The sequence below is a fragment of the Desulfosceptrum tomskiensis genome, from assembly GCF_049818055.1.
In the GTDB taxonomy this organism is placed as follows: domain Bacteria; phylum Bacillota; class Desulfotomaculia; order Desulfotomaculales; family JASEER01; genus JBFLVT01.
The window spans coordinates 989,872-1,002,642 of sequence record NZ_CP187479.1; the positions used below are offsets into that span (position 1 = coordinate 989,872).

Annotated in this window: 14 protein-coding genes, 1 tRNA gene and 1 riboswitch; of the genes, 2 read left to right on the forward strand and 13 right to left on the reverse strand. The window is 56.8% G+C overall.

The features are described 5' to 3' along the window. Window positions 1–111: 111 nt before the first annotated feature. A complete protein-coding gene (gene guaB / locus ACPV0M_RS05045) occupies window positions 112–1,569 on the reverse strand; it encodes an IMP dehydrogenase (protein WP_425621866.1) in 1,458 nt (485 codons plus the stop codon). A 226-nt stretch (window positions 1,570–1,795) separates the two neighbouring features. Between guaB and ACPV0M_RS05050 the strand changes: the two genes are divergently transcribed. Next, window positions 1,796–2,152: a small, acid-soluble spore protein, alpha/beta type gene (locus ACPV0M_RS05050; RefSeq protein WP_425621867.1), complete on the forward strand. Its 357-nt coding sequence runs from the start codon at window positions 1,796–1,798 to the stop codon at window positions 2,150–2,152. 27 nt (window positions 2,153–2,179) lie between these two features. Here ACPV0M_RS05050 and ACPV0M_RS05055 read toward each other — a convergent pair whose 3' ends face one another. The 10 genes from ACPV0M_RS05055 to rny form a co-directional block, all read right to left on the reverse strand. Further along, window positions 2,180–2,401 (reverse strand): helix-turn-helix domain-containing protein, encoded by a 222-nt coding sequence (locus ACPV0M_RS05055; RefSeq protein WP_425621868.1) that lies wholly within the window; start codon window positions 2,399–2,401, stop codon window positions 2,180–2,182. Window positions 2,402–2,610: 209 nt separating this feature from the next. Beyond that, the gene (eam, locus tag ACPV0M_RS05060) at window positions 2,611–3,876 is read right to left on the reverse strand and encodes a glutamate 2,3-aminomutase (RefSeq protein WP_425621869.1); all 1,266 of its coding nucleotides are present in this window, start codon (window positions 3,874–3,876) and stop codon (window positions 2,611–2,613) included. Between the two features lie 99 nt (window positions 3,877–3,975). Further along, a riboswitch (cyclic di-AMP (ydaO/yuaA leader) is annotated at window positions 3,976–4,114 on the reverse strand. Between the two features lie 89 nt (window positions 4,115–4,203). Continuing rightward, entirely contained in the window at window positions 4,204–4,806 is a 603-nt protein-coding gene (gene cobC / locus ACPV0M_RS05065; RefSeq protein WP_425621870.1) for an alpha-ribazole phosphatase, read from the reverse strand. Between the two features lie 65 nt (window positions 4,807–4,871). Further along, the gene (locus tag ACPV0M_RS05070; RefSeq protein ID WP_425621871.1) at window positions 4,872–5,285 is read right to left on the reverse strand and encodes a DUF3842 family protein; all 414 of its coding nucleotides are present in this window, start codon (window positions 5,283–5,285) and stop codon (window positions 4,872–4,874) included. A gap of 144 nt (window positions 5,286–5,429) precedes the next feature. Then, the gene (locus ACPV0M_RS05075; RefSeq protein ID WP_425621872.1) at window positions 5,430–5,699 is read right to left on the reverse strand and encodes a translation initiation factor 2; all 270 of its coding nucleotides are present in this window, start codon (window positions 5,697–5,699) and stop codon (window positions 5,430–5,432) included. Window positions 5,700–5,752: 53 nt separating this feature from the next. Next, window positions 5,753–6,565 (reverse strand): PHP domain-containing protein, encoded by an 813-nt coding sequence (locus ACPV0M_RS05080; RefSeq protein WP_425621873.1) that lies wholly within the window; start codon window positions 6,563–6,565, stop codon window positions 5,753–5,755. A gap of 9 nt (window positions 6,566–6,574) precedes the next feature. After that, entirely contained in the window at window positions 6,575–7,468 is an 894-nt protein-coding gene (locus ACPV0M_RS05085; RefSeq protein ID WP_425622131.1) for a dipeptidase, read from the reverse strand. A gap of 110 nt (window positions 7,469–7,578) precedes the next feature. Beyond that, the gene (locus ACPV0M_RS05090) at window positions 7,579–7,839 is read right to left on the reverse strand and encodes a stage V sporulation protein S (RefSeq protein WP_425621874.1); all 261 of its coding nucleotides are present in this window, start codon (window positions 7,837–7,839) and stop codon (window positions 7,579–7,581) included. Window positions 7,840–7,973: 134 nt separating this feature from the next. Next, window positions 7,974–8,759 carry a TIGR00282 family metallophosphoesterase gene (locus ACPV0M_RS05095; RefSeq protein ID WP_425621875.1) on the reverse strand — a complete coding sequence of 262 codons (786 nt, stop codon included), beginning with the start codon at window positions 8,757–8,759 and terminating at the stop codon, window positions 7,974–7,976. Window positions 8,760–8,775: 16 nt separating this feature from the next. Continuing rightward, window positions 8,776–10,314: a ribonuclease Y gene (rny, locus tag ACPV0M_RS05100; protein WP_425621876.1), complete on the reverse strand. Its 1,539-nt coding sequence runs from the start codon at window positions 10,312–10,314 to the stop codon at window positions 8,776–8,778. 459 nt (window positions 10,315–10,773) lie between these two features. Between rny and ACPV0M_RS05105 the strand changes: the two genes are divergently transcribed. Continuing rightward, window positions 10,774–10,861 (forward strand) — tRNA-Leu (locus ACPV0M_RS05105). Between the two features lie 299 nt (window positions 10,862–11,160). On the opposite strand, the gene ACPV0M_RS05110 is transcribed toward ACPV0M_RS05105, so the two are convergent. Together ACPV0M_RS05110 and ACPV0M_RS05115 are read right to left on the reverse strand one after the other, a co-directional pair. Then, the gene (locus tag ACPV0M_RS05110) at window positions 11,161–11,463 is read right to left on the reverse strand and encodes a hypothetical protein (RefSeq protein WP_425621877.1); all 303 of its coding nucleotides are present in this window, start codon (window positions 11,461–11,463) and stop codon (window positions 11,161–11,163) included. A 47-nt stretch (window positions 11,464–11,510) separates the two neighbouring features. Then, the gene (locus ACPV0M_RS05115) at window positions 11,511–12,695 is read right to left on the reverse strand and encodes a cofactor-independent phosphoglycerate mutase (RefSeq protein ID WP_425622132.1); all 1,185 of its coding nucleotides are present in this window, start codon (window positions 12,693–12,695) and stop codon (window positions 11,511–11,513) included. Window positions 12,696–12,771 lie beyond the last annotated feature (76 nt).

Genomic DNA, 12,771 nt, shown 5'->3' on the forward strand with positions numbered 1-12,771 from the left:
AAGGCCGTCGGAACCCTGAGGTCAGAGGTCTGACCTCAAAGCGACCGCATCCGCAGCCGCTATTTAAAACCAAAAAACCTCCCGATCGGGAGGTTTTTCAGACTGATTTTCTTATCGAAGGCTGTAGTTTGGTGCTTCCTTGGTGATGAGGACCTCGTGGGGATGGCTTTCGCGCAGGCCGGCAGCGGTAATGCGAACGAACCTGGTCTTTGTCTTGAGTTCCTCGATATTCCTTACGCCGCAGTAGCCCATGCCGGCGCGCAGCCCGCCGACCAACTGGAATATTGCATCGGACAGGGGACCCTTGTAAGGAACACGTCCCTCAACCCCTTCGGGGACAAGCTTGTCACCGCCGCCTTCCTGGAAGTAGCGGTCACCGCTGCCTTCCTTCATAGCTCCCAGGGAACCCATCCCGCGGTAAACCTTGTAACTGCGGCCCTGGTAAATCTCGATTTCGCCGGGGCTTTCCTCGGTGCCCGCCAGGAGGCTCCCCAACATTACCACGTCGGCTCCGGCCGCGATCGCCTTGGTGATGTCGCCTGAATACTTGATGCCGCCGTCGGCGATGATCGGTATGCCGTGTTGCGACGCCACCGAAGCACAATCGGTTACCGCCGTGATCTGCGGCACCCCGATACCTGCGATGACCCGCGTCGTGCAAATCGATCCGGGCCCCATGCCTACCTTGATCGCATCAGCGCCTGCCTCAATAAGGTCCCGCGTCGCTTCGGCGGTGGCGACGTTACCGGCCACCAACTGGACGTCCGGGTACTTCTTCCTGATGGCTTCGACCGCGCGGATGACACCCCTGGAATGCCCGTGCGCGGTGTCCACCACAATGACGTCGACCTTGGCCCTGACGAGGGCGTCGACCCGTACCATAAACTCGCCGGTCACGCCCACGGCCGCCGCCACACGCAGCCGGCCGTGCGAGTCCTTGGCGGAAAACGGGTACTTCTGCGCCTTTTCAATGTCCTTAATGGTAATCAGCCCGCGCAGGCGAAACTCTTTGTCGACGAGAGGGAGTTTCTCGATTTTATATCTCTTCAGTATTTCCTTGGCCTCGTCAAGGCTCGTCCCGACAGGCGCCGTAATGAGGTTCTTGCTGGTCATGACATTGCCGATGGGCTGGTTGAAGTCCTCGATAAAGCGCAAGTCACGGTTGGTAATGATGCCTACCAGTTTGCCGTGTTCGGTAATCGGCACCCCGGAAATGCGGTAGCGCTCCATAAGCTTTAAGGCAGCGACGAGGGTATCCTCAGGCGAGAGATAGATGGGGTCGGTGATGACGCCGTGTTCGGACCTTTTAACCTTGTCGACTTCCAGCGCCTGTTCTTCAACCGACATGTTTTTATGAATAACGCCGATCCCGCCCTCACGGGCGATGGCCACAGCCATGCGGGCCGTGGTAACCGTATCCATCCCGGCGCTCATGATGGGGATATTCAACCGGATCGTCTTTGTCAGGTTGGTAGTCGTGTCGACTTCCCGCGGCAAAATCTCCGAGGCCGCCGGGACAAGCAACACGTCATCAAACGTCAAGCCCTCACGGGCAAACCTTTCGTGCAATGCTTTACGCCCCCCGCCTGATAATATGCACATCATTATAGCACAGGACATACCGTGTGCCAACTGCGCGCCAGGCTTGCCCCGTCACGGATAGCTTGCCTTAATTTTAAATTTGGCCCTAAAAATTCGTCAAAGAACCGTAAACATCTATTTTGGCACAAAAGAACCAAACATATGCGTTTTATTTGTGGGGAAAATAAAAAATAAAAAAGACCAGTGAGGGGGTGTGGGATTGGCTCTCGTAAGAGAGGCGGAACGAGGTCTCGAAGCCTTAAAGTACGAAGTGGCGAGCGAATTAGACCAGCCCTTTTCCGATAAGCTCTATTACGAATTGTCAGAGGAGATCAGCAGTTTCGGATCGCTGCCGCGCCTAAGCCCCCAGAATTACCGGAACGTCCTTGACAAGCTTAAATACGAAGTGGCTGCGGAACTCGGTTACTGGAACCAGGTCAGGGACGGCGATTGGGGAGAACTCTCGTCCGCCAACTGCGGCGCCGTCGGCGGGAGGCTGGGCGGCAGGATCGGCGGGAACATGGTACGGAAAATGGTCGCTTATGCCGAGCAGCTTATGAACATGCGTTAAGCCGGTGCTTTCACCGGCTTTCTTATTTCAATCCCGGCCCATTACCGAATCGACTCCATAACGCATAAACTGCTCGCGCAGGTTGGCAATTGCTTTTTCGGAAACATTGAATTCGTATGCCAGATCTTGATCGGACCGATTTTGCGATAAACCCTGGATAAATTTTTTGAAATCGATGCCTACTTCCTGGCACTTGATCTTTAAACTGGGCTGGGTGCTCCAAGGCGGTCCCAATTCATCTCTCGCCATCAACATTTCCCCTTTTGCATAGTTTGCTCAGCTACACTCCCGGCATACCGCCGGCCTTTTTCAGTTCAGCACGGACATCCACGCCCAGCGTTTCGGCAACAACAACGGTCTTTTACGCACAGTTCGAACTGTTTCCCGTCCACCCGCGCCACGCGCCCGTTCAGCATCCCGTGATAAGCCAGGTTTCCCAAGCTTTCTTTCCCTTGGTGTCAATGGGCGTGACTGGGGTAAGCGATCAGGCGCTTTTCCCAGGTTTTGAGTATTATCCGCTGGCTGTTTTTCTCGACGACGTAGCTGGGTCCAACGGGCGTCTTGCCGTAACCGTCCGGCGCGTTGATGATGTACGTGGGCACGGCGAGGCCGGACGTAAAGCCGCGCAGGTACTCCATCACCCTGATGCCTTCGTCCACCGGCGCGATAAAGTGCCTGGTACCGACGACGTCCTTGGCCTGGAAGAGATAGTACGGGCGAACGCGGATTTTAAGCAATTCCTGGTTCAGTTTCCGCATGACAAACGGGTCGTTGTTTACGCCCCTCAGAAGCACGGCCTGGTTGCCAAGCACCACCCCGGCACGGATCAGCCGGTCGCAGGCTTCCTTGGCCTCGGGGGTTATCTCCAGCGGGTGATTAAACTGGGTGTTGATGTAAACAGGAGGATATTTGGCCAAGATCCCGCACAGCTCGTCGTCTATACGCTGGGGCAAGGTAACGATCGTCCGCGTCCCGATGCGCTTGATTTCGACGTGGCTGATGGCGTCCAGCTGGCCCAACAGCCAGTCCAGGGTCCTGTTCGACAGCAGCAGGGCGTCACCGCCCGTAACCAGGACGTCACGGATTTCATTGTTTTTGCGGATGTAGTCAAGCGCGTCTTCCAGAACCTGTCTCGTCTGGTGCCGGTCGACTTCGCCGATGTTTCTCCTCCGCTGGCAGTGCCGGCAATACATGCCGCACATATTTGTAACGTTGATAATCAGCCGGTCGGGATAACGGCGGGTGATTCCCGGCACCGGCGAGGTGAACTCCTCGCCCATGGGGTCGTGTGAGCCGCCGGGGTCGCTGATCTCCTTGCCGGAAGGAACAGCCTGGAACCACACCGGGCTCCCCGGCCCCGCAGCAACCACCAGCGAGGCGTAGTAAGGGGATATCGCCCAGCGAAAGACCTTGCCTACCTCGTCGACTTCGCGCAGTTCGGAGGCCTTCATTCCGGTAATACCCGCCAGTTGGCGGACCGTCCTGATGCGGTTGCGCATCTGCCAGTGCCAGTCGGCCCAGTCTTCCTCCGTCCCCCCCAGATAGGCAAGGATTTTCTCCTTAGCCTCGCTTATCCGCTCCGCCCACGAAAACCCGGTGGGAATCGCATCTTTCACGGCCAGGTAGTCGCCTATGCGTGCTTTAAGCTCACGTGCTCTGGCCTGGGCAATAAGCCGTTTTTCTTCCGGCGACAAGCACTTGGGATTTACCTTGGAAATGGCCATGTGTTACCAACCTCCCCGAACACAAGATAAAGCGCCCTGGAGTTCCATTCCAGGGCGCGCGCAAACAGATGAACACAGTCTTTCACAAGGCCATGTCGCAGGTCTGTCTTTCCACGCTTGCGAGGTTAGCTGACGGGTTCGGATTGAAAGATAACCCTACCGGGCCAGGGCCCGGACTCACCCCAACGGTACTTTGGGTCCCCCGCTTCCCTGTTTGGGAACTCAGCGATCAGCCAGTATTTATTTACGAATGATTATAACAAATACCAGGGTAGGAGTCAAGACACATGGTAATGTTTGGCACAAAAATGTACGTACCTGCACCCCTTACTGACCGAGGTGCGAGGTGTCGTTGAAAAGCAAGAGCATGGCGCGGTCCTGATCGAAAACCTCAATAATGTTCAGGGCTGCGTTGTCTTGTCGAAGCCGCCAGTATTCGTTTAAGTCCATTTTCGCAAAATGGCCGATGGCGACCCGAATCGAGCCGCCGTGCGAAACCACGACGACATTTCCGTCGGGATGTCCGGCCACGATGTCAAGAAGCGCGGCGACAACCCGCGTTTTGACATCCCTGAGGCTTTCGCCCGAAGGGATCCTGGTGTCCAGCGGGTTGTTCCACCAGCGCTGCGAAACCTCGGGGTATCTCTCGGCGATTTCGGTACGGGTCAAACCTTCCCACTCGCCGAAATGGATCTCTCTCAAAGATTTCAAGGCGGTAACAGGAAGCCCGTGCTCCGCCGCTATGAGCGCTGCGGTCTCAAACGTACGTTTGAGATCGCTTGCGTATACCGCGTCTATCCTCTCTTTAGCAAGGCGCACCGCAATCGCCCGTGCCTGCTCCAGCCCCTTCTCGCTCAAACCGATATCCGCGTGTCCCTGGTAACGCATGGCATGGTTCCACAGCGTTTCCCCGTGACGTACAAGATACAATCGGGTACCCAACTTCCTTCTCCCCTCCCGATACCAGATCCGTGACCCCGGTTGTTGAGGCAGTTCTATTCAGTGAGGAGCCTCTTTATTCTTTCAACCAGGTCATCGACCAGGTGAGGAAGGGGTTCGGGACACACCCCGACCAACTCGGCAGTACCGCGGATCAGCGGTAACAGGATCTTAGGCGCGGGACTGCCGGCGACGGCCTCCGCCATTCCAGGAGTCACCTCGCCCAGCATGGCATTAGGGACGATGATGCCCAACGGCCCGACAATCACATCAACCCTGGACGCGTTATATACGACAGCGTTTTCCCCGCTCGCCCCTTCGTTCGCTCCGGCCTTAAGCATAACGGACGTCGCGAGGGCGTTTGTACCAAGCGCTAAAATCTCCAGGTTTTCGGGCAGGGCTTTCCGCAATTTCTCGGTAATATGTTTGCCTATGCCACCGCCCTGCCCGTCAATGACGGCAATGCGCATTAGAGCCTCTCCCCTCTTAGCCCCTAAGTATAGCATACGGTGCACAGAAAAAAAAGGAGACCTTGTATGGTCTCCCAAAATATGCTACTTATGTCGCCAGCTACCATTTTATACCCAGAATTGTCCACATTTTGTGGATAAACACTAGTGCCCCGTCTGTTGCCTTGTAAAACGCTGTAGTTTATTCTCCAGCTCAATAATTTGGCGGTTCTTCTGCAGAAGGCTCTGGGCAAACTGGTGATTTGTCCGTGAAAGTCGTTTGTTTTCCCTTTCGAGCCGCTCCTGGAACATAGCCTTCTCCTGTTCCATCCGCTCCAGCAAGTGCATCAGCACCCGCCGGCTCAAGCGGAGCTGCAAAAGCTTATCTTCCAGTTCCTGAACTCGCCTTTCCAGATGCTGAACATCCTTTTGCATCAACGGCCCTCCAAATACGCCCTTATCCTTAGTTTATGCCGCAGGGCGTTTGTTTAGACTTGGCGGGCTTGCTGCAAGGCTTTTACAACCGAATAGGGCACGGTGACCCCTCCCAGGCAGGCGTGATAGCCCCGCCCGTGATAGTCGGACCCCCCCGTAACAAGAAGTTCGAGACTCCTGGCTATCGCCAGGTAGTGCTCGACCATCTTTTCGTCGTGATCCGGATGGTAAACCTCAAGGCCCTTAAGGCCGGCCTCCATCAGGCATTCAATGATCCGGTCGTCGCCGACCGTTCCCGGATGGGCAAGGACGGGAACGCCGCCCGCCTCCAGGATCAGTTCCACCGCTTCCTGCGGCGCGAACTTCGATCTTGGGACATACCCGGGCCGGTTGCGGCCGATAAACCGCTCGAAGGCCTCGTCGGCGCTGGCGACAATGCCGAGACGCACCAACGAAGCGGCGACGTGGGGCCGCCCCAGCGTTCCGTCTCCGGCCTCGCGCAAAACGTCGGCCATTGTTATCGGCAAACCTATCGACTGCAACCTGGCCACCATTTTCTCGATGCGTATCGTCCGCGTATTCGCCAGGCTGTTCAGTCTTTCAAGAAATGCTTGATTCTTGAAGTCCACATAGTAACCAAGGACGTGCGCTTCCCGGGCGTTGAAATCGGTGTTGATCTCAACCCCCGGCACCACCTCGACGCTGTAGGCCGTGCCGAAGCTCAGCCCTTCCTCGACGCCCCGGACCGTGTCATGGTCGGTAATGGCTACGGCCCGGAGTCCCAAGAGCGCAGCCTGCCTTACGACCTCCTTGGGCTCCTCGCTTCCGTCCGAAGCGGTGGTGTGAACGTGCAAATCAACACTCAAGGTCAGCATCTACCCCAGGGTGTCCTTAATCAGGCGCATGAAGTTGCCCCCTAGTATTTTTTCAACTGCAGACGTTTTGTAGCCCCGCCTGAAAAGCCCCTGCGTAAAAAGCTCCAGGCGTGAGACGTCTTCCAGGCCCTCCAGCGCCTCCTCGAAACCGTCAAAATCGGAACCCAGGCCCAGGCAGTCCTCACCGCCGACCTTAACGAGGTGGTCGGCGTGGTCCAAGAGCCTCTCCAGGCAAGGTTTATGCTTATCGATAAAATCAGGGACAAAGGTCAGGCCGATTACGCCGCCGGCGCCCGCTACGGCGCGGATCTGCTCGTCGGAAAGGTTGCGGGGGTGGTCGCAAAGTTCCTTGCTGTTGGAATGAGAGGCCATGAAAGGCTTGGCGGAAGTGCGCACAACGTCCCAAAAGCCGGCTTCCGCCAGGTGAGACACGTCGACGATCATCCCAAGCCTGTTCATTTCGGCCACAACCTGCCGTCCGAAGTTTGACAGACCGCCGGCGCGTAGGCCCTCCCCGACTCCGTCGCCGATTTCGTTGCGCCCGTTCCATGTCAGGGTCAGCGCGCGCACCCCCAAACGATGCAGGATACGAAGGTTGGCCAGGCTGCCTTCCAGGGCTTCCCCCCCTTCAACGGCTAGCAGACAAGCCAGTTTGTTTTCCGCAAGGGCGTCAAGGACGTGACGGAAGGCTGTGACGTGGGCCACCCCGGGAGTGGGCAAAAGCTTTTCATAAAAAGCGTCTATAATCTCCAGCACCCTGTTCATGGCGCGGCAGCGGAAGCGGGGGTGGACAAAGGCCGCAAAAAACTGCACCTTGACCCCGCCCCGGCGCAGCCTGGGAAGATCAAGGTGACCTAAATGCTGTTGCTCTGCAAACTGTCGTGTGCCTTCCAAAAGGTTGATAAGGGTGTCACAGTGGGCATCAACAACTACACTGCCGTGGTGGAACGCATGCGCCTGTCGCACCCCGTCAGCTGAGTCGGAAAACAAAGAACCACTCCTAATTATCGCGGTTCCACGATCAATTTGATGGCCGTCCGCTCTTCACCATCAATGACGATGTCGGTAAAAGCTGGGATACAAATCAGATCCATACCGCTTGGAGCCACAAAACCTCTCGCAATTGCTATTGCCTTAACAGCCTGGTTTATGGCGCCCGCGCCGATGGCCTGCAACTCAGCGCTGCCCCTTTCCCGCAACACACCGGCCAGGGCTCCGGCAACAGAGTTTGGATTGGATTTTGCTGAAACCTTTAAAACATCCATCCTGTGACCTCCCTCGAAGACATCCAATGCTACGTCAGCTTCTGGGAAAGTCTATTCGCCGAAGCCCATAAAATTCCTTTTACCAAAATGGAAAAATTTAAATATTTGTGCGTAAACTTAGGATTTACAGTTTTTTAGGGACTTTGCTCGTTGATGCGGTAAACATTTACGGCCTTTCCTGACGACTGGTCAATATCCACCACCAAACCGTTAAACTGAACAGGTCCCCCGGCGACCTCAAAACGCGCGGGGAGCTGGGTCAAAAACCTGTCGATGACCAGCTCGCGTTTAACCCCGATGACCGAATCCCGGGGACCGGTCATCCCCAAATCGGTAATGTACCCCGTTCCCCCCGGCAAAATCCTCTCGTCCGCCGTTTGCACGTGCGTATGCGTCCCGACGACACAACTGGCGCGACCGTCGAGATACCAGCCCAAGGCGCACTTCTCCGATGTGGCCTCGGCATGGAAGTCGATAACGGCAACGGCCGTATACCTGGCCATTTCCGCCAGTATTGCATCGGCCTTGCGGAAGGGGCAGTCCAGGTCAGGCATGAAGACGCGGCCCGAAAGGTTGCCCACGGCAACCTTCGCGCCGCGCTTCGTGCTGAACACTCCGTAACCCACCCCCGGCGTGCCCGGAGGATAATTGGCGGGACGGATAATCCTGGGTTCTTCCTCGATAAAGTTGAGGATTTCTTTCTTGTCCCAAACGTGATTCCCCATCGTGAGTACGTTGATGCCGTAGCCGAAAAGCTCCTGAGCGACTTCCCCGGTCAGCCCGTTGCCACCGGCGGCGTTTTCGCCGTTGGCGATCACGAATTCGACGTCGAGCCGGGACACGAGCCGCGGTAAAAACTCCTTGACGGCCCGTCGTCCGGGGCGACCAACGATATCACCGATAAAAAGTAGGCGAACCAAGGATATCCCCCATCATCTATTTGGCGTACTCAACCACGCGGGTCTCGCGAATAATAACAACCTTGATCTGACCCGGATACTCGAGCTCGTTTTCAACCTTGCGCGCGATTTCCCTTACCAGGCGCACCGCCCCCAGGTCGTCAACCTTGTCGGGTTTGACCATGATGCGGATTTCCCGTCCGGCCTGAATGGCAAAGGCCTTATCGACGCCCGGGAAAGAATTCGCAATCTCCTCCAGCTTGGTAAGCCGTTTGATATAGGATTCCAGCGTTTCGCGGCGCGCCCCCGGCCTTGCGGCCGATATCGCGTCGGCGGCCTGAACCAGGACGGCCTCGATCGTCTTGGGTTCCTCATCCCCGTGATGAGCGGCGATAGCGTGAATGATCTCGGGGTGCTCCTTGTACTTCTTCGCCAGTTCCACGCCGATGGCCACGTGCGGTCCTTCCATTTCGTGGTCCACGGACTTGCCGATATCGTGCAGAAGTCCCGCCCGCCTGGCGATCTTGGCGTCGACCCCCAGCTCGGCGGCCATAAGGCCGGCCAGGTAGGCCACCTCCACCGAGTGTTTAAGCACGTTCTGGCCGTAACTGGTACGGTACTTCAACCGCCCCAGCAGCCTGATCAGATCGGGGTGCAGGCCGTGCACATTAGCGTCAAAGGCCGCCTGTTCTCCCGCTTCGCGAAGTTGGACCTCGATTTCCTTCTTGGCCTTTTCCACCATTTCCTCGATGCGCGCCGGATGGATACGGCCGTCCGCGATCAGCTTCTCCAGGGCCATCCTGGCGGTCTCGCGGCGAATGGGATCAAAACCGGAAAGGATAACCGCTTCCGGAGTATCGTCGATAATCAGGTCTATCCCGGTCAGCGTTTCAAACGCCCGGATATTCCGCCCCTCACGGCCAATGATACGTCCCTTCATTTCATCATTGGGCAGGGGAATGACGGCCACCGTTGACTCGGCCACGTGGTCGGCGGCACACCTCTGAATAGCCAGGGAAATGATCTCCTTGGCTTTCCGGTCCGCCTCGTCCCGGGCCTTGTTCTCCAGTTCTTTGATCAAAACCGCGATCTCCTGCTGCATCTCCTTTTCCACGTCACGCAACAGGATCGTTTTAGCCTCTTCCTTGCTTAGCCCGGAAATCCTTTCGAGCTCCTGAACCTCCTGCTGTAAAACGCGATTGAGCTCTTCCTTCAAGGCGCCTAGCTCCGCTTCCTTGCGGGAAAGGTTCTCTTCTTTCTTCTCAACGCCCTCTAGTTTGCGGTCGAGGGTTTCTTCCTTCTGCAGAAGACGCCTTTCCAGCCTCTGCAGCTCCGAACGCCGTTCCCGGTGTTCCCGTTCGACCTCGTTGCGAAGCCGCAGGACCTCTTCCTTGGCTCCCACCAGCGCCTCTCTCTTCTTATTCTCGGCTTCTCTCGACGCCTCTTCCAAAATGAGCTGGGCCTTTACTTCAGCTGCACCGATTTTGGACTCAGCCATAAACTTGCGCACCAGGTATCCCAGCGTGAAAAAGACGGCAGCTGCTATCAGAGCGATAATGACAGTGTTTTGGGGCATTGCTGCTACTCACCTCCTTGTTTCTTGTTTCTTGTTGCTTTTTCTCACATAACAAAAAAACCGAGGAAACCTCGGTCGAAAACGAATTGACACTAGAGAACCCGAAGAAACGCCGTCTTTTCTTCGGTTCCCGCCCATATTGGATTTGCGATCTATAAAAAACCAATAATGGTCAAGATGCCAATTCTATTTTCTCCCAAAGATATTTTATAGAGGACCAAGGGCACTGTCAAGCTATGTACACACAAGCAATTTATTATTGCTTGGATTTATGACTCTTTTCTCCAGTATTGCCATGATATTACCCGGCCTAAACATTGAAAGCCCTGTGCCAAAAGTGTCGGGGAGCCGTCTTTTTGACAGCTTTTTACCTACGAAATTCAGGCACTGCCGAAGCCGGTGCCTATCTCCTCTCAGCTCTTGCCCGAGCACAAATCCGGATGTTATAATAGCATCGATGCCGAAGTGGCGGAACTGGCAGACGCACCGGACTCAAAATCCGGCGGGCCCTAAACCCGTGTGGGTTCGACTCCCACCTTCGGCACCAGTGAAATTAAGCCCTGCGGGGCTTTTCTTGTTTAATAAACTCTATCCATCGCTGGAACCCTTATGTCATTTTAATCCGGAAAAATATCTGCCCTCATGCTCACAAATTCACGTCGTAATAGTCTTTATAAAAAAGCATTGTGAAAAAAGCCTCAAAATTTTGTTGACCATTTAACAATCAACTGGTTACAATGAGCTTAAGAAGATGCGATCTGCCGAGGGATAGTCGGGAGACTGTTCCAAGGGGACGCACAAGGGCCCGGGAACACCGGGCCCTTACCGTTTTTACCTCTGTTTGATTTAGTACGCTTCCGGCCAGTAAAGGTCGTTCTGCTCATAGGGGTTGTAGCCCCCGTCGTCGGCGTCGAAATACATTATGGCCTCGTTCATGTCATCAAGCGCTTCCTGCTCGCCGGCGTGCCAGTGGATGCCGTTCTGGCCATGTTCGACGTCCTCGCCGGGGACAAGCCCGCCGGACGGCCACCGGTACCCCCAGGTGAAGAACCACCGCCCGTCCTCGGCCTGGCCGACGCAGTAGTCCTGGGCATTGACCGGGTAGTTGTTCTTCCGTTCCGCCAAGTGCTGCACCCTGACCATCTCCATCCCGAACACCCCCAAGCTTTTGCCACTAAGAATGCCCCGGGCAGGGACTATTCTATGCCCAGAAACCGCCGCATCAGGCCCATTCCGTCGGGGAGGAACAGGTTTGCCGCCAGGGCCGCCTCTTCGCTGTACGGCCTGACGGTCCTCCCGTCAGGAACCACCGCATCAACGGCGAAGGCGAAGGGCACCGGGTCGGAGGAGTGGGTGCGGATGCTTATCGGGGTGGGGTGATCGGGCAGAACCATCACCCGGTAGGAGGGGTACTCCTCCAGGCCTTTGAGAATCTCCCCGAGAACCAGGCGGTCGACCGCTTCGATAGCCTGCACCTTCAACTGCGTATCACCCTGGTGCCCGGCTTCGTCGGGGGCTTCGACGTGCACGTAGACGAACTCCACCCCGCGCGCCAGCGCTTCCAGGGCAGCTAAAGCTTTGCCGCGGAAATTGGTGTGGATGTTGCCGGTGGCCCCCGGCACCTCTATCACTTCCATTCCGGCGCAAATGCCGATCCCTTTGATCAGGTCAACGGCGGAGATCACCGCTCCGCTCAGCCCGTATGTTTCGGTAAAAGGCGGGAGCAGCGGCTTCTTTCCCTGCCCCCAGAACCAGATGGAATTGGCCGGGCGCAAACCGCGCGCGACCCTGGCCAGGTTCACCGGATGCCTGCTGAGGATCTCCCAGCTCCTGTACATGAGATCGCGGAGCTCCTCGCGGCCGTCGCCGTCGGGAAGGTAATCCGCAATCAGCCGTCCGGAGATGTCATGCGGCGGCGTAAGCCTGCTTCCTGCGGGGCCGTCCGCCCAAACCATGAGGTGGCGATAACTGATGCCCGGGTAAAAACGGATCTTGTCGCCGCCCAGCTGCTCGTCGACGGCCCGAATCAGCTCTCGGGCTTCTTCCGCGGAGATCTCCCCGGCGCTGTAGTCCACCATGGTCTTGGCTCTATACGGCTCGCCGGCCGACAGGGTCACCAGGTTGCAGCGAAAGGCGATGTCGGCCGCGCCCAGTTCCACCCCCATGCTGACCGCTTCGAGGGGCGAGCGGCCGGTATAGTATCGCAGCGGGTCATAGCCCATAACGGAAAGGTTGGCCACGTCGCTCCCCGGCGGCAGCCCTTCCGGAACGGTGCGCACCAGTCCCATCACGCCGCTTGCGGCAACCCGGTCCATGTGCGGGGTGCCGGCGTACTGCAAAGGAGTCAGGCCTCCGAGCTCCGGACGAGGCGTATCGGCCATCCCGTCCCCCAGGACAATTACGTATCTGCTTCTGGCTTTCACAGTTCTACCTCCCGATGCTGATCAGAGCATGAGT

Coding starts and splice junctions, on each gene's coding strand:
- ACPV0M_RS05055 (WP_425621868.1), bottom strand. CDS start 2,401: ATGGCGAGAGATGAATTGGGACCGCCTTGGAGCACCCAGCCCAGTTTA.
- eam (WP_425621869.1), bottom strand. CDS start 3,876: ATGGCCATTTCCAAGGTAAATCCCAAGTGCTTGTCGCCGGAAGAAAAA.
- ACPV0M_RS05070 (WP_425621871.1), bottom strand. CDS start 5,285: ATGCGCATTGCCGTCATTGACGGGCAGGGCGGTGGCATAGGCAAACAT.
- ACPV0M_RS05075 (WP_425621872.1), bottom strand. CDS start 5,699: ATGCAAAAGGATGTTCAGCATCTGGAAAGGCGAGTTCAGGAACTGGAA.
- ACPV0M_RS05090 (WP_425621874.1), bottom strand. CDS start 7,839: ATGGATGTTTTAAAGGTTTCAGCAAAATCCAATCCAAACTCTGTTGCC.
- rny (WP_425621876.1), bottom strand. CDS start 10,314: ATGCCCCAAAACACTGTCATTATCGCTCTGATAGCAGCTGCCGTCTTT.
- ACPV0M_RS05110 (WP_425621877.1), bottom strand. CDS start 11,463: ATGGAGATGGTCAGGGTGCAGCACTTGGCGGAACGGAAGAACAACTAC.
- ACPV0M_RS05115 (WP_425622132.1), bottom strand. CDS start 12,695: ATGGCCGATACGCCTCGTCCGGAGCTCGGAGGCCTGACTCCTTTGCAG.